We start from the raw sequence: 16869 nt of genomic DNA on the forward strand, positions 1-16869 counted from the left end.
GGGATCCAAAGCATGAACTCCCGGCGCGGCTGGCCACGAGGCGTTGGCCAGCAAAAGTGCTGCGCCGTGCCAGTATCGCGGGCCTCATTTTCGCCCTCTTTGGCCTGTGGACTGCTTTGACCCCGTCGCTCGTTCCCCGAACGTGGTGGATGGTTGCTATCAACGTGTGGTTATCAACTCTCGTCGCATATGGGATCGGCGGGTTCATCGGCCGTATTTCCCGGTGGTTGGCAGAGATCAGCCGATTACAGGTGACGGTGTCGACGAACGCTGTGCGGGGGATACGACGTAGCTGGTACGCCCTCCTCACCCTCATATCACTCGGGATGTTCATATGGTGCACCCGGCAGCAACGCGCGGTATCCGAGGCTGTTGGGCTGCCGCGTAAGGTGTGGCTTGCGCAGACAGTCGGGATGCTGACCGGCCTGCTTCTCTTCATCACAACCGTGCTATTAGTGCGTCTTATCGCCCACGGCATCCGAACTCTCTACACCGGTGTGCACCGTCTCATTGCCCAACCGGTTCTCGCAGTCGTCGTCGTCACCATAAGCATCGCCCTGCTTCTGTGGGCGACCAACAACGTCATCGTGAGAACCACCGCCAATGGTGTCGCTCACGTTATGGCACGCACAAATGCCCAGACAGCGGCCGGGCGTACCCCGCCGACGTCTTCGCTGAGGTCAGGCTCACCAGACTCCCTTCAGACCTGGGACAGCCTGGGCAGGGAAGGAAAAGACGTCGTCACTGATGGCCCTCATGCCGCCATGATTAGCGACGTCATGGGAAAACCGGCGAAAGAGCCAATACGCGTGTACGCCGGGCTAAACGCTCAGCGTGATTACATCGCAGAGGCTAACGGTGTGCTCGCTGAGCTCATTCGCACCGGAGCGTTTCACCGCAAAGTTCTCGTCATCCAGAACGGCACAGGTTCTGGATGGGTCGAAGAGTGGTCCATGTCCGCAGTCGAGTACCTGACACTCGGCGACTGCGCCACGGCGACCATGCAGTATTCGTACCTAGGTAGCGTCGGGGCTTTCCTCCTCGACCGTGAATCGCCTAAGCAAGGTGCCCGCGCACTCTTCACCGTCATCTACGACTACTGGACCACACTGGACCCCCATACCCGCCCCAAGCTGTACAGCAGCGGCGTATCCCTGGGATCCTTCGGTGGACAGGCTGCCTTTTCGTCGATCGACGACATGGTGTCAAAGGTCGACGGTGCGGTATGGGTCGGCACTCCCGGTTTCACGCCGATTTGGAAAAACCTCGAAAAGAATCGGCGTGACGGATCTCCCGAGATCGTCCCGGTCATTAATAATGGCCGAGTTGTGCGATTCATCGGAAATCCTAGCGAAATCACCCACGATCATTGGGGAGCCCCGTATCCATCATGGAACTCGCACACTCGCATTGCCTATGTCCAGCACCCTTCAGACCCGGTCACATGGTGGTCTCCCGAGATGATTTGGGCTGAACCGGACTGGATGCGCGAAAGAGCGGGCAGTGACGTCAATCCTCACATCCAGTGGACTCCGTGGTCAAGTTTTTGGCAAGTGACAGCCGATATGGCCTTGTCGACGACTCCCCCAGGTGGCCATGGACACAATTACCATAGTGAACTCATCCCCATCTGGGCTGCCGTATTAGGGATCCACTGCGACGACAACACCGTGGCCGCTCTCACTACCGCCATCCCCAAAACATCCGCACCTCGGTAGCAGCACTATCGCGTCCTACCACTGGTGGCAACGTCCTCCCCCGGCGCGTTAATCCCAGCGCGGTCCCCACGCACCTTAATGCCAGCGCGGCCCCACGGCGCACTTAATCCCATATGTAAACGAGCCCGCCCCCAATGGGGGCGGGCTCGTTTACGAGCTCAGATTACATCACTTGATGATCTTGGTGACTCGACCAGCACCAACGGTGCGGCCACCCTCACGGATAGCAAACTTGAGCTGCTCCTCCATGGCGATCGGATGAATCAGGTGCACGGTCATGTCGGTGTTGTCGCCCGGCATAACCATCTCGGTGCCCTCAGGGAGCTCCACAGTGCCAGTCACATCCGTGGTACGGAAGTAGAACTGTGGGCTGTAGTGGGAGAAGAACGGCTTGTGACGTCCGCCCTCATCCTTCTTAAGGACGTAGACCTGGCCCTCGAAGTCGGTGTGCGGGGTGGTGGAACCGGGCTTGCAGAGGACCATGCCGCGAACGACGTCCTCCTTCTTGGTGCCACGGAGCAGAACACCGACATTCTCACCAGCACGACCCTCATCAAGGATCTTGCGGAACATCTCGACACCGGTAACGGTGGTCTTCTGGATCTTGTCGTGGATACCGACAATCTCGACCTCTTCACCGGTGGCGACGACGCCACGCTCAACACGGCCGGTGACAACGGTGCCACGACCGGTGATGGTGAAGACATCCTCAATCGGCATCAGGAAGGGCTTGTCGAGATCGCGCTCAGGCTGAGGAATGTACTCGTCCACGGCATCCATGAGGTCGACGATCGACTGAGTCCACTTCTCGTCACCCTGGAGGGCCTGGAAGGCGGAGATGCGGACGACAGGGCAGTTATCGCCGTCAAACTCCTGCGAGGTCAGCAGCTCGCGGACCTCCATCTCGACGAGCTCGATGAGCTCCTCATCGTCAACCATGTCGCACTTGTTCAGGGCCACGACGATGGCCGGCACACCCACCTGACGGGCGAGCAGCACGTGCTCGCGAGTCTGCGGCATTGGGCCGTCGGTAGCGGCAACGACGAGAATGGCACCATCCATCTGGGCAGCACCGGTGATCATGTTCTTGACGTAGTCAGCGTGCCCAGGGCAGTCGACGTGAGCGTAGTGACGCTTCTCAGTCTGGTACTCGATGTGGGCGATCGAGATGGTAATGCCGCGCTGACGCTCCTCAGGAGCCTTATCGATCTGGTCGAACGGCGACTCCTCGTTCAGCTCCGGGTACTTGTCGTGCAGCACCTTGGAGATCGCCGCGGTGAGGGTCGTCTTGCCGTGGTCGATGTGTCCGATGGTGCCGATGTTGCAGTGCGGCTTGGTCCGCTCGAACTTGGCCTTTGCCACTGGGGCTCCTTCTGGAATGTCGCCCGCTTGTGCACGGGACGCGTCATGTGGATATTCCTGGGAGGTTCCCAGGAACGTTTCTGGACGGGCCCCCGACCAGAGGTCAGGGAACTTTTCTTATTGTTCTGCACCAGGCCGCGATAGTCAAACTAGCGGGATGCAGGACGCAAATCTTCTCATCAGCGCACAGATTACTGCGCGGTCGGCAACCTTGCCATTGCCGTTATGCTGACAACCCGGCCGGCATCGCAATAACCCGGTTCAGGTCGAGGTAACCGACGCTTCGACATGTCCACGTCCAATATAAAAAATTGGCCCAGCCTCACCCCGGTGAGACTGGGCCACAAGGTCAATCAGCTACAGCTGATGGCTCACTTGCCTCCGTTAGCCTTGGCGATGATTTCTTCAGCAACGGTGGACGGACACTCCCCGTAGGAATCGAACTCCATAGAGTACGAAGCCTGTCCGGAGGTCTTGGAACGCAGGTCACCGACGTATCCGAACATCTCAGACAGCGGAACCAACGCACGCACGACCTTGTTTCCGTGTTCCTCAACCATTTCCTGAATCTGGCCACGGCGAGAGTTGAGGTCGCCAATGACGGTACCGAGGTAATCCTCCGGGGTCGTTACTTCGACGGCCATGAGCGGCTCAAGCAGACCCGGATTGGCCTTACGAGCAGCCTCCTTGAAAGCCATCGAGCCCGCAATCTTAAACGCCATCTCGGAGGAGTCGACCTCGTGGTAGGCACCGTCGAGCAGGGTGACCTTGACGTCCTCAACCGGGTAGCCGGCCAGAACACCAAACTGCATGGACTCCTGGACGCCAGCGTCAACCGACGGGATGTATTCCTTGGGGACGCGACCACCGGTGACGGCGTTAGCGAACTCGTAGCCGAATCCGGGCTCCTTTGGCTCAACCGCGATGACGACACGAGCGAACTGACCAGAACCACCAGTCTGCTTCTTGTGCGTGTACTCGTACTTCTCGACCGGTTTGCGCAGCGTCTCACGGTAGGCGACCTGCGGCTTACCGATGTTGGCCTCGACGTGGAACTCGCGCTTCATGCGGTCGATGAAGACATCGAGATGGAGCTCACCCATACCGGCGACGATCGTCTGACCAGTCTCCTCGTCGGTATGAACGCGGAAGGTTGGATCCTCCTCGACGAGACGCTGAATGGCGTTCGAGAGCTTCTCCTGATCGGCCTTCGACTTTGGCTCGATGGCCTGCTCGATCACGGGAGCGGGGAAGGTCATCGACTCAAGGATGATGGGGTTGGCAGGGTCACACAGAGTCTCGCCAGTCGTGGTGTCCTTAAGACCCATAACCGCGCAGATCATGCCAGCCCCGATGCTTTCGATCTCCTCACGCTTATTGGCGTGCATCTGGTAGATCTTTCCGATGCGCTCCTTCTTGCCCTTGGTGGCGTTGAGCACCTGGTCACCAGCATGCAACACACCGGAGTAGATGCGCACGAAGGTCAGCTTGCCAAGGTGAGGATCGGAGGCAATCTTGAAAGCCAAGATCGACAGCGGCTCGTCGTCAGAGGGGTGACGCTCGAGCTCGACGGACTCGTCACCAGGCTTGAAACCGGAGATGGCGGGGACGTCGATCGGCGACGGCAGGTAGTCGACGATAGCGTCGAGGAGCGGCTGCACGCCCTTGTTCTTGAAGGAAGTACCACAAGTGACGGCAGTAAAAGCGGAAGCCAGCACACCGCGACGGATAGCAGCCTTGACCTGATCGACAGTCACGGCATCGGGATCCTCGAGGTAGAGCTCCATGAACTCTTCGTCGTTTTCGGCGACAGTCTCGAGCATCTCTGCGCGAGCAGCCTCGGCCTCGTCTTTCATGTCGGCCGGGATGTCCTCAGTCTCGTAGTGAGCACCGAGTTCAGTCTCGCCACGCCACGTCTTCGCGTTCATCGCAACGAGGTCGACGATGCCCACGAACTGGTCCTCGGCACCGATCGGCAGCTGCAGCAGAACCGGGATAGCGTGCAGACGCTCCTTGATGGTATTGACGCAATGGTCAAAGGATGCGCCAGTACGGTCCAACTTGTTGATGTAACAAATACGTGGCACGCCGTACTTAGCAGCCTGACGCCAAACCGTCATCGACTGTGGCTCGACGCCGGCCACGCCGTCAAACACGGCGACGGCACCGTCGAGAACACGCAACGAGCGCTCCACCTCAACAGTGAAGTCCACGTGCCCGGGTGTGTCGATGATGTTGATCTGGGTGTCATGCCAGAAGGTGGTGGTCGCGGCGGACGTGATGGTGATGCCGCGCTCCTGCTCCTGTTCCATCCAGTCCATGGTGGCGGCGCCGTCGTGGACTTCACCGATCTTGTACGACTTACCGGTGTAGTAGAGGATGCGCTCGGTCGTCGTCGTCTTGCCGGCATCGATGTGGGCCATGATGCCGATATTGCGAACCTTGCTCAGGTCAGTTTTGGCCACTGTGCTTGACCTCGAATCTTGGAGTAAGTGGTCTTCGTATGATGCTCGACGCAGATGAACCTGCGGTGAACCGCAGATATTGGGGGCTGGACGTGACTGTGCCCCCTCCCCGAAGTGGGAAGGGGGCTCACGATCACCAGCGGTAATGGGCGAATGCGCGGTTGGCCTCGGCCATCTTGTGAGTATCCTCGCGGCGCTTCACCGAAGCACCGAGACCATTGGAGGCGTCGAGGATCTCATTCATGAGGCGCTCAGCCATGGTCTTCTCACGACGCTCACGAGAGAAAGCGACCAGCCAACGCATCGCCAGAGTGGTCTGACGGGCAGGCTTAACCTCAACCGGCACCTGATAGGTGGCACCACCAACACGGCGGGACTTGACCTCCAACGACGGCTTGATGTTGTCAAGCGCGCGCTTGAGGGTCTGAACCGGGTCAGTGTTGGTCTTGGCGCGGCAGCCTTCGAGGGCGGTATAGACGATGTTCTGGGCGACAGTCTTTTTGCCGTCGAGAAGGATCTTGCTCACGAGCTGGGAGACGAGAGGAGATCCATAGACGGGATCGACCATCACTGGGCGCTTCGGCGCGGGTCCCTTACGAGGCATGAATCACTTCTCCTTCTTGGCACCGTAACGGCTACGGGCCTGCTTGCGACCCTTAACACCCTGGGTGTCAAGGGAGCCGCGGACAATCTTGTAACGCACACCCGGGAGGTCCTTCACACGACCGCCACGCACAAGCACCATAGAGTGCTCCTGGAGGTTGTGTCCGACACCGGGGATATAGGCCGTGACCTCAATGCCCGACGACAGGCGCACACGGGCGACCTTTCGCAGCGCCGAGTTCGGCTTCTTCGGCGTCGTGGTGTACACACGAGTGCACACGCCACGGCGCTGCGGCGAGCCTTTGAGGGCAGGCGTCTTGTTCTTGCTGATCTTGTCAGTGCGGCCCTTGCGGACCAGCTGCTGGATTGTAGGCACCGGCTGGTATCTCTTTCCGTCTGGTGTGTTCGGAATTCCCTGGCTTTGCACTCCACCATCGCTGCGTCGGGATCACCGCTGCCCCTCGCTGCAGATTGGGAGTACCGTGCGAACTCCGCACGGGCAGACCTTCTCGCAGCAACTCAAGCGGTCGTAAATCGCCGTGCCAGGGCACGCACAAGCGTCCGGACGAACCGGACATGCCTTAACAGGGTATCCCCCCACATTGCGAGGGTCAAACTTGGCGGCATCGTGACACCAATACGGACGCCTCGCGCACTTCGTCAGAGCAGGAACATTCAGGCACCGGTCTTAGGAAGGGCCACCGGACGATCCTCGGGAACACCTACGCCCCCAGCGGCAAGGAAGTTCCCCCGACCGATCTGGCCACGGAGGGCACCGTTTGCTCTGATATCCCCCGTAGCACGCAGCGACGGCAACGCGATCGGCGGAATGCTCACCACCCCACCCTGGAACTTGGGAAGGACAATGGGACCCCCACTGATGTCAGGGAGGGTGACCGTGCCACCTTTGACATTAGGGAGAGTGACCGTCCCACCTTTGACGGTCGGAAGGATGATCGGCCCGCCGCTGATATTGGGCAGCGATATGGTGCCCCCGTGAATCTCCGGCGGCACAACGACGTGATGCCGAGGAGACCGTGTAATGCCAATACTGACATGCACTGACGGGCGAACAAGCTGCACGGACTTCCCATTTGCCTGCGACGTCGGCACCGGAGCCGGAGCAGTCTCAGCTCTGGCACTGGGAGCTGTCGCTACCAAGGCAACCATTCCCAGGCACGCCACTGCTGCACCAGTACGAACTGTTCGCTTCATCCCGTTATCCCCCGTAATACAGCAAGCACTTCGACAAATGATGCGATGTACTTTACGCCTTCGACCCTACCTCGCCACATCTGCGTGGAGCAGCCGGTGCGCACGTCCGACCGCCGCGAGCGTGGCAGTCGGACGGCGCTAGGCCTACAGCGTCAACGTGACGGATACGCCTTTCAGACGCCGGTACGCGGCAACCCATGGTGCCGCGCGATCCCCTGCGCGCGACCATTGCCGGTCTGTGGTGGCATCGGAGTCGTAGCCGCACTAGTCGGTAGCGCACGCCCACCGGCGCTCTCAGCCACGCTCGACGTGGACGACGCAGCCCCATTCGGGGACTTTGCCGACTCCGACAGGTAGCTACCGCGTCGGTCACCAACAACCCACGTGTACGTCACAGGCTCAGAGGCGACAGCTTTGCCATGAGGCGCTTTGACCGGGACTCCCTTGAGACGAACCTTCATCGTGTATGTACCCGGCTTCTCAAATAACCAGTTGGTGTGGACATGGCCAGGTTTCTTCTGCGAGATGGACTCCCCCGCGGCCAACACCCATGAGCCGGATGTCAGCGCCGAACGCAGCTTGCCGATCCCTTGCATGAACATGTACACCTTCCCCGGACCCTTCACATCGACGAACTCGAAGTCAACGGCCTGGAAATCGGGCGCGACGCCGTAGGTATCCCAGCCAGGGAACAACGCCTCCTGCTGATTTTCTCCATTCTGGGCCAGAACATATCCCTGCGGTGCAAAGCGGTCGTGCATATTTTGAGGTAGTTTCCGGTAGGTGTTCTCACCAACGCGCAGAGTTACAGCCTCAGGAGCTCGGTAAACAGCCACGCCATTGCGATCGTCCTTGATAGCCATCAACAGCTTTTCATTGCGAGCGATACCTGCGAATACGTCAAGATGACCTTGGGAGATGTCGATGTTGGTGTCGTCAATCTTCACAGCTGCCGGCTCGCTGGATGGCTCAGCAGAGGGATCGTCCCCTTCTGACGGCCCAACCACATCGTCCCTGCGGTTGTCGTTGTCAGATTTCACGACGTCCCACGAAAGAGTAAATGGTTGCGACGTGACGTCCCTACCGTCAGCTTTCTTGCCGACGACTACCCCACTCATGGTGTATTTACCAGCTCGAGTGAAGAGCCAGTGGGCGTGCTGATGACCCTTGATCGGTAGCGATGCCCCTTTGACAACCTGATATGTGCCACCAGTAAGGAATGCACCGAGCCTGCCGTTCTCGTCTTCCTCGGGTGAATTGCCAAGGATGTATATCTTGCCTGAACCTGTTATCGCCGTGAAGTCAACGCGCAATGCGTCAAATCCGTTCTTTGTGAATCCCGGGGCATTCCAGCCAGGCTCGAACCATTCGTCGCTCTCCTCGCTGCCGGTGTAATAGCCCTCAAGAGGCGACTCACTTACTCCGGTGAGCGTGTACTTTCCGTACGTACTCGACCGGATTTGGAATTCGACATTGTTCGGATCGTACATCCGCGAGCCGAGCCCATTGTCGACCTTCACGACAGGAACGCCGCCGTCAGTGGTGATATAGAACGCGTCCGTGTGGCCTTTACTCAAGACAACCTTGGCGTCTGCGGCCCACGCTACCGGCGCAAACATCGACATGACGATGGTCATGAGGACGGCCAGCACCACCGGCCTTTGTACGTTGTTCTTAGCCTGCATACCACTTCTTTCCAGCCCGACTGACACATGGTGGGCGGTCACCGCCACATACTCCCGGTTAGGAGTCGTCACCATATTACATGATATTGCGAGTCATTCCCATTAATGCCTTCGGGTCGCCCGGCGAGCTGCACAGTGGCTTCTCTACCCCTCGACAGACAACGGGCCCCTCCTCCCCACAACGGGAAGGAGGGGCCCGCAGTGCAGGCTCTAGCCTCAGCCCAGATCACCCAGGTCGAGATCGTCCAGCGGCACAGCCGCACCCGATCCCGAACCGAAGTCGTAATCAAACGGGTCGTAGTTCATTGTGAACGCAGCAGCCTTGGCTTCCGCAGTCGGCTCGACACGCATATTTCGGTACACTTCCAGACCAGTACCGGCCGGGATGAGCTTACCGAGAATGACGTTCTCTTTGAGGCCAACCAAGGTGTCAGTCTTGCCGTTAATCGCAGCGTCGGTGAGAACCTTGGTCGTCTCCTGGAAGGAGGCGGCCGATAGCCACGATTCGGTGGCCAACGACGCCTTGGTGATACCCATCAGGACCGGTCGGCCCTCAGCCGGGCGACCCCCTTCAGAAACCGCCTTACGGTTGGCAGCTTCGTAGGCACTGCGGTCGACGAGCTCGCCCGGCATCATCTGAGTGTCACCAGACTCAATGACGGTAATGCGCCGCAGCATCTGACGAATGACAATCTCGATGTGCTTCTCGTGGATACCGGCACCCTGAGTGTTATAGACCTTCTGCACCTCTTTGACGAGGTACTCCTGAACCCGACGAACACCGGAGATACGCAGCACGTCCTGTGGATCAGCGGTACCACCCATGAGCTGCTCGCCGGCGGCAACTCGCACACCGTCACGGATGACGCGGTGAGTACCGTCGAGGTCGAACTCAAGACGGGCACGACGCGGGATGACATACTCAACATCCTCTTCGCCGTCGTCACGCACCAGCACGAGCTTGCGACGATTATCCGACTCGTCGATGCGAATAACACCGGCGGCTTCAGCCAGTGGCGACTTGCCCTTTGGGCTACGAGCTTCGAAAAGCTCGACGACACGGGGAAGACCCTGAGTGATGTCATCACCAGCCACACCGCCGGTATGGAAGGTACGCATCGTCAGCTGAGTTCCAGGCTCACCGATCGACTGGGCAGCAATAATGCCAACGGCTTCACCAACGTCAACCAGGTGGCCGGTCGATAGTGAGCGTCCGTAGCAGCGAGCGCAGCAGCCCTGAGCAGCAGCACAGGTGAGCACCGAGCGCACCTTGATGTGCGAAATGCCAGCAGCGATGAGTTTGGAAATCTCTTCGTCACCGAGATCGGAATTGGCTTCCACCACAACGTTGCCGTTGGCATCAACCGCGTCAGCGGCCAGGCAGCGGGCGTACACTGCAGTGTCAAGTCCCTCAGCACGCACCAGGTTACCGTTGCCGTCGTCGACAGCAATGGTCTTAGGCATACCGCGGGTCGTACCGCAATCCTTCTCCCGGACGATGACGTCCTGAGAAACGTCGACCAGACGACGAGTCAAGTAACCCGAGTCAGCGGTACGCAGAGCGGTATCAGCCTGCCCCTTACGACCACCGTGGGTCGAGATGAAGTACTCCAGAACCGTCAAGCCTTCACGGAAGTTCGACTTGATCGGGCGAGGAATGATGTCGCCCTTCGGATCTGCCACCAGACCGCGCATAGCAGCAATCTGGCGCATCTGGGTCATGCTGCCTCGAGCGCCCGAATCCACCATCATGTGAATCGGGTTGGTCTGGGTGAAGTTGGCCTCCATAGCGGCGGTCAACTCGGCAGTCGCTTCCGTCCAGATCTGGATCAGATCCTGGCGACGCTCCTCCTCGGTCACCGCACCACGGTCATACTCACGGTCGACCTTGGCAGCGCGCGCCTCATACCCGGCCAAAATCTCTGGCTTGGATGGCGGAGTCTGGACGTCACCAATGGAGACGGTCACACCGGACAACGAGCCCCACTTGTAGCCAATGTCTTTGAGGTTATCGAGAACGTGGGCTACCTCAAGCTGGGTCATGCGCTCACTGAGGTCATTGACGATCTTGCCGATCTGTTTCTTGCCGACCAAGTAGTCAACATAGGGGTAGTCATCGGGAAGCACCTCGTTGAACAAAGCCTGTCCAAGGGTGGTATTGAGGATGACCGAGCCGTCAGCGCGAACCGTCTCCCCATGCGGCGGCACAACGCCCTTGAGGCGCAGTTTGATCTTGGCACCAATCTCGAGTTCGCCAAGATCGTGAGCCATGATCGCCTCAGCCAATGACGCAAACGCGCGCCCCTCGCCCTTGAGGCCGTCAAGGGCCATGGTCAGGTAGTAGGCGCCGATGATCATCTCGTGGGACGGCAGCGCGACTGGGCGGCCGTCAGCCGGCTTGAGGATGTTGTTTGTCGACAACATGAGGACGCGAGCCTCGGCCTGAGCTTCAGGGCTCAGCGGCAGATGCACAGCCATCTGGTCACCATCGAAGTCGGCGTTAAAGGCCGAACACACCAGCGGATGCAACTGGATAGCCTTGCCCTCAATGAGCTGAGGCTCGAAGGCCTGGATACCCAAGCGGTGCAGCGTCGGTGCGCGGTTCAGCAGAACCGGGTGCTCCTTAATAACCTCTTCAAGGACGTCCCACACCACTGGGCGCTGACGCTCCACCATCCGCTTTGCGGACTTCACATTTTGAGCGTGCTCAAGGTCAGCCAAACGCTTCATGACGAAGGGCTTGAACAGCTCCAAGGCCATCGTCTTCGGCAAACCGCACTGATGCATCTTGAGCTGCGGGCCGACGACGATGACCGAGCGGCCAGAGTAGTCGACGCGCTTACCGAGCAAGTTCTGACGGAAACGGCCCTGCTTGCCCTTAAGCATGTCGGACAACGACTTCAACGGGCGGTTACCAGGACCGCTCACTGGACGCCCACGACGACCATTGTCGAACAGCGAGTCGACGGCCTCCTGAAGCATCCGCTTCTCATTGTTGACGATGATCTCAGGTGCGCCAAGATCAACCAACCTCTTGAGTCGGTTGTTGCGGTTAATGACGCGGCGGTAAAGATCGTTGAGATCGGAGGTAGCGAAGCGACCGCCGTCAAGCTGCACCATCGGGCGCAGGTCCGGTGGGATAACCGGGACGCAGTCCAACACCATGCCCTCTGGGGAATTGCCGGAGTCGAGGAAGGCCTGCACAACCTTGAGGCGTTTAAGGGCGCGCGTCTTCTTCTGGCCACGACCGGTCTTGATGATCTCGCGCAACTTCTCAGACTCGCCCTTGAGGTCAAAATCGTGGAGACGACGCTTGATCGCCTCGGCACCCATCGAGCCTTCAAAGTACTTACCGAAACGCGACTTCATCTCACGGTAGAGAATCTCGTCACCCTCGAGATCTTGAACCTTGAGGTTCTTAAAGCGATCCCACACGGCGTCCAGTCGATCAATCTGGCGCTGAGCACGAGTCTCAATGTGCTTGAGCTCCTTCTCAGCACCGTCCTTGACCTTGCGTCGAACGTCAGCCTTGGCACCGTCGGCCTCAAGCTGAGCCATGTCCTCCTCAAGCTTGACCCGACGAGCCTCTAGCTCGGAGTCACGGCGCTGCTCCAGCCGCGATCGCTCAGTTTGTACCTTGGCCTCCAGCGACGGAAGGTCACGATGGCGGGCTTCATCGTCGACGGCTGTAATCATGTACGCCGCGAAGTAGATGACCTTCTCAAGATCTTTCGGAGCAATATCCAGCAAGTAGCCCAGCCGGGACGGGACTCCCTTGAAATACCAGATATGCGTGACCGGTGCGACCAGCTCAATATGTCCCATGCGCTCGCGACGCACGTTGGAACGGGTCACCTCGACGCCGCAGCGCTCACAGATGATGCCCTTAAAACGGACGCGCTTGTACTTGCCGCAGTAGCACTCCCAGTCCCTAGTCGGGCCGAAAATCTTTTCGCAGAAAAGGCCGTCACGCTCAGGCTTCAGGGTGCGGTAATTAATAGTCTCGGGCTTCTTGACCTCACCGTGGCTCCAGGCACGGATCTGGTCGGCTGTGGCCAGGCCGATCTGCAACCGATCGTAGTAATTGGTGTCCAGCACGATTGTTCTCTTTCCCCCACTCGGGTGGGTGGTGGCCCCTCCTCGTCAGGAGGGGTTCCAGTCGGGGTATTTGTGTGAGTCGGGTTGTCCGGGCCCGTCCCCACCCCCGTCAAACGGACTGTGTTCAGGGGTCGGGGACGCCGTCAGCGCCCCCGACGTACAGGCAGATCAGTCGGCCATAGCGTTGTCGGCACCGGGACGACGCCCAATGTCGATACCCAGACCAGACCGCGTGTCATCCTCAGAGCCTCGCAGGTCGATCTCCTGGCCCTCCGAGTTGAGCACCTCCACGTTCAGACAGAGCGACTTCATCTCTTTGACGAGCACCTTAAAGGATTCAGGGATACCCGGCTCAGGAATGTTCTCGCCCTTGACGATCGCCTCATAGACCTTGACTCGGCCCGGAACGTCATCGGACTTGATGGTCAGCAGCTCCTGGAGGGCCCAGGCAGCGCCGTAGGCCTCCATGGCCCACACCTCCATCTCACCGAACCGCTGGCCACCGAACTGCGCCTTTCCGCCGAGCGGCTGCTGGGTGATCATGGAGTACGGGCCGGTCGAGCGGGCGTGGATCTTGTCATCGACCAGGTGGTGCAACTTCAGCATGTACATGTAGCCGACACCCACCTTCGAGGGGAACGGCTCACCAGTACGGCCATCGAACAGAGTTGCCTTACCGTCGGCGTCAACGAGCCTCTCACCATCGCGGGTGGGGTGACCGTATTCCAGCAGACCGGTAATTTCTTCCTCGGTGGCACCGTCGAAGACCGGGGTAGCCAAACGGGATTCCTCAGGAACGTCGACAAGGCCGACTTCACGCAGTCGCTCGGCCCAATCTCCCTCGGCTTGGGTGATATCCCAGCCCGAGTGGGCTATCCAGCCCAGGTGCATCTCAAGGACCTGACCGACGTTCATTCGAGAAGGCACACCCAACGGGTTGAGGATGATGTCAACGGGAGTGCCGTCTGGCAAGAACGGCATGTCCTCGACAGGCAAGATCTTCGAAATGACGCCCTTGTTACCGTGGCGTCCAGCCAGTTTGTCGCCAATGGAAATCTTGCGCTTCTGGGCGACGTAAACGCGAACCATCTGGTTGACGCCAGGGGCAAGTTCGTCGCCGTTCTCGGCGTCGAAGATGCGCACACCGATGACAGTGCCTTCCTCGCCGTGAGGAACCTTGAGGGAGGTGTCGCGAACCTCACGGGCCTTTTCACCGAAGATCGCACGCAGCAGGCGCTCCTCAGGAGTCAGCTCCGTCTCGCCCTTCGGGGTGACCTTACCGACCAAAATATCGCCGGTACCGACCTCGGCACCGATGCGCACGATGCCGTTCTCGTCAAGGTTGGCGAGCATGTCCTCGGAAACATTGGGAATATCCCGAGTAATTTCCTCGGCACCCAGCTTGGTGTCGCGGGCGTCAACCTCATGTTCCTCGATGTGGATCGAGGTAAGGACGTCGTCGGAGACGATCCGCTGGGACAAGATGATGGCGTCCTCATAGTTAAGGCCCTGCCATGGCATGAATGCGGCCAGCATGTTACGCCCCAGAGCCAGCTCGCCCTTGTCTGTCGACGGACCATCGGCCAGTGGAGTGCCAACCTCGACGCGCTGCCCCACCTTAACGAGCGGACGCTGGTTAATGCAGGTACCGGCATTCGAGCGACGGAACTTCTCTAGCTTGTACGTCTGGTAGGTGCCATCATCACAGGCGATGTCGATGAGGTCAGCACTGACCGACAGGACAGAACCGGCCTTCTCAGCGAGGGTGACGTCACCGACGTCGACCGCGCAACGGTATTCCATGCCAGTTCCGACGAACGGAGCCTCAGTTCGCACGAGCGGCACGGCCTGACGCTGCATGTTCGCACCCATAAGGGCTCGAGACGCATCATCATGCTCAAGGAACGGGATGAGAGCGGAAGCCACCGACACCATCTGGCGCGGCGACACGTCCATGTAATCAACGTCAGAGTTCGGAACCTCATCAGCCTCGCCGTGACGTTGCCGGACCAAGACGCGGTCGTTGACGAAATTGCCCTCGCCGTCGAGCTTGGCGTTGGCCTGAGCAATGACGTGACGATCCTCTTCATCCGCAGTCAGGTAGACGACCTCATCCGTGACGTGTCCGTCAATGACCTTGCGGTAGGGGGTCTCGATGAATCCGAAAGCGTTGACGCGAGCAAAAGAGGCCAGCGAACCAATCAAACCGATGTTCGGACCCTCAGGGGTCTCAATCGGGCACATGCGGCCGTAGTGCGACGGGTGAACGTCACGAACCTCCATGCCAGCACGATCACGCGACAGACCGCCAGGCCCCAACGCCGACAGACGGCGCTTGTGGGTCATCTCAGCCAACGGGTTGTTCTGGTCCATGAACTGTGAGAGCTGGGAGGTACCGAAGAACTCCTTGATAGCCGCCGTGACTGGACGGATATTGATCAAGGTCTGCGGAGTGATGGCCTCGATGTCCTGGGTGGTCATGCGGTCACGCACGACACGCTCCATACGCCCCAGGCCGGTACGCAGCTGGTTCTGAATCAGCTCGCCAACGGTGCGCAGACGACGGTTACCGAAGTGGTCAATGTCGTCTGGCTCAACAACGATGTCGTCGCGCCCTTCACGCGGCAAAACCTCGGTTCCCTCATGCAGAGCGCACACGAAATGGATAGCGGCGACGATGTCATCAATCGTCAGCACCTGTTGGTCAAAGGGAAGGTCCAGACCAAGCTTCTTGTTGATCTTGTACCGACCGACTTTAGCCAAGTCGTAGCGCTTCGGATTGAAGTAGTAGTTCTCAAGCAGCTGCTGTGCAGCGTCGCGGGACGGCGGCTCACCGGGGCGCAGCTTCTTGTAAATATCAAGCAGCGCCTGATCCTGAGTCTCGACGCCGTGGTCCTTTTCGAGAGTCTGGCGAATCGACTCGTGATCACCAAACTCTTCGAGAATGCGATCGGCAGTCCACCCGAGAGCCTTCAAGAAGACGGTGACGTTTTGCTTGCGCTTACGGTCCAGGCGCACACCGACGGTGTCGCGCTTGTCGATCTCGAATTCGAGCCAAGCTCCACGCGACGGGATCACCTTGCAGGTGAAGATGTCCTTGTCGGAGGTCTTATCGGCGGTCTTCTCAAAATAAACGCCAGGGGAACGCACCAGCTGGGAGACGACGACACGCTCAGTGCCGTTGATAATGAAGGTGCCCTTCGAGGTCATGAGCGGGAAGTCACCGATAAAGACCGTCTGGGACTTGATCTCCTCGGTCTCGTTATTCATGAACTCTGCGGTCACGAACAGTGGGGCCGCATATGTGGTGTCGCGATCCTTACACTCGTCGACGCTATGCTTAGGATCTTCAAAGCGGTGATCCCGGAACGACAGAGACATCGTCTGGGAATAGTCCTCGATCGGGGAGATTTCCTCAAAAATCTCCTCAAGACCGGACTTAGTGTTGATGTCGGTACGCCCCTCTGCAAGGGCGGCGTCCACATGGGACTGCCATATCTCGTTGCCAACGAGCCAGTTAAACGACTCAACCTGTAGGTCGAGAAGGTTGGGAACTTCCAACGGCTCGTGAATCTTGGCAAATGAAATTCGTCCCGACTGGGGCGAAATGGCGTTGGTGTTCTTCGACGCAGTACGCGTGGCGGCCAATGTGCGGTCCTTCCGAGAACTCCTACAACCGACCCGTCGGCCGGTCTGGGGGCATGACGAACCGCCCATGTCAAG

At 59.2% G+C, this 16869-nt stretch carries 9 protein-coding genes; 1 reads left to right on the forward strand and 8 read right to left on the reverse strand.

Annotation, left to right across the window (positions count from 1 at the left end; genetic code table 11):
• Positions 1 to 56 precede the first annotated feature (56 nt).
• Entirely contained in the window at positions 57 to 1718 is a 1662-nt protein-coding gene (locus tag FYJ43_RS08585) for an alpha/beta hydrolase (RefSeq protein WP_456064354.1), read from the forward strand.
• 168 nt (positions 1719 to 1886) lie between these two features.
• On the opposite strand, the gene tuf is transcribed toward FYJ43_RS08585, so the two are convergent.
• The 8 genes from tuf to rpoB form a co-directional block, all read right to left on the reverse strand.
• A complete protein-coding gene (gene tuf / locus FYJ43_RS08590; protein WP_326833497.1) occupies positions 1887 to 3080 on the reverse strand; it encodes an elongation factor Tu in 1194 nt (397 codons plus the stop codon).
• A 371-nt stretch (positions 3081 to 3451) separates the two neighbouring features.
• Complete coding sequence (gene fusA / locus FYJ43_RS08595; RefSeq protein WP_326833498.1) at positions 3452 to 5545, reverse strand: elongation factor G; 2094 nt, start codon at positions 5543 to 5545, stop codon at positions 3452 to 3454.
• A 133-nt stretch (positions 5546 to 5678) separates the two neighbouring features.
• Positions 5679 to 6149, reverse strand: coding sequence for a 30S ribosomal protein S7 (rpsG, locus tag FYJ43_RS08600; protein WP_004809065.1), 471 nt, complete (start codon positions 6147 to 6149; stop codon positions 5679 to 5681).
• A gap of 3 nt (positions 6150 to 6152) precedes the next feature.
• Complete coding sequence (gene rpsL, locus FYJ43_RS08605; RefSeq protein WP_002514884.1) at positions 6153 to 6524, reverse strand: 30S ribosomal protein S12; 372 nt, start codon at positions 6522 to 6524, stop codon at positions 6153 to 6155.
• 299 nt (positions 6525 to 6823) lie between these two features.
• Positions 6824 to 7162, reverse strand: coding sequence for a hypothetical protein (locus FYJ43_RS12070; protein ID WP_326833550.1), 339 nt, complete (start codon positions 7160 to 7162; stop codon positions 6824 to 6826).
• 374 nt (positions 7163 to 7536) lie between these two features.
• Complete coding sequence (locus FYJ43_RS08615; protein WP_326833551.1) at positions 7537 to 9048, reverse strand: choice-of-anchor M domain-containing protein; 1512 nt, start codon at positions 9046 to 9048, stop codon at positions 7537 to 7539.
• 216 nt (positions 9049 to 9264) lie between these two features.
• Entirely contained in the window at positions 9265 to 13146 is a 3882-nt protein-coding gene (locus tag FYJ43_RS08620) for a DNA-directed RNA polymerase subunit beta' (protein ID WP_326833499.1), read from the reverse strand.
• A gap of 168 nt (positions 13147 to 13314) precedes the next feature.
• The gene (gene rpoB / locus FYJ43_RS08625) at positions 13315 to 16794 is read right to left on the reverse strand and encodes a DNA-directed RNA polymerase subunit beta (RefSeq protein WP_154563940.1); all 3480 of its coding nucleotides are present in this window, start codon (positions 16792 to 16794) and stop codon (positions 13315 to 13317) included.
• Between the last annotated feature and the right edge of the window lie 75 nt (positions 16795 to 16869).

Origin of the sequence: Cutibacterium porci, from assembly GCF_009696315.1 — a bacterium.
GTDB lineage: Bacteria > Actinomycetota > Actinomycetes > Propionibacteriales > Propionibacteriaceae > Cutibacterium > Cutibacterium porci.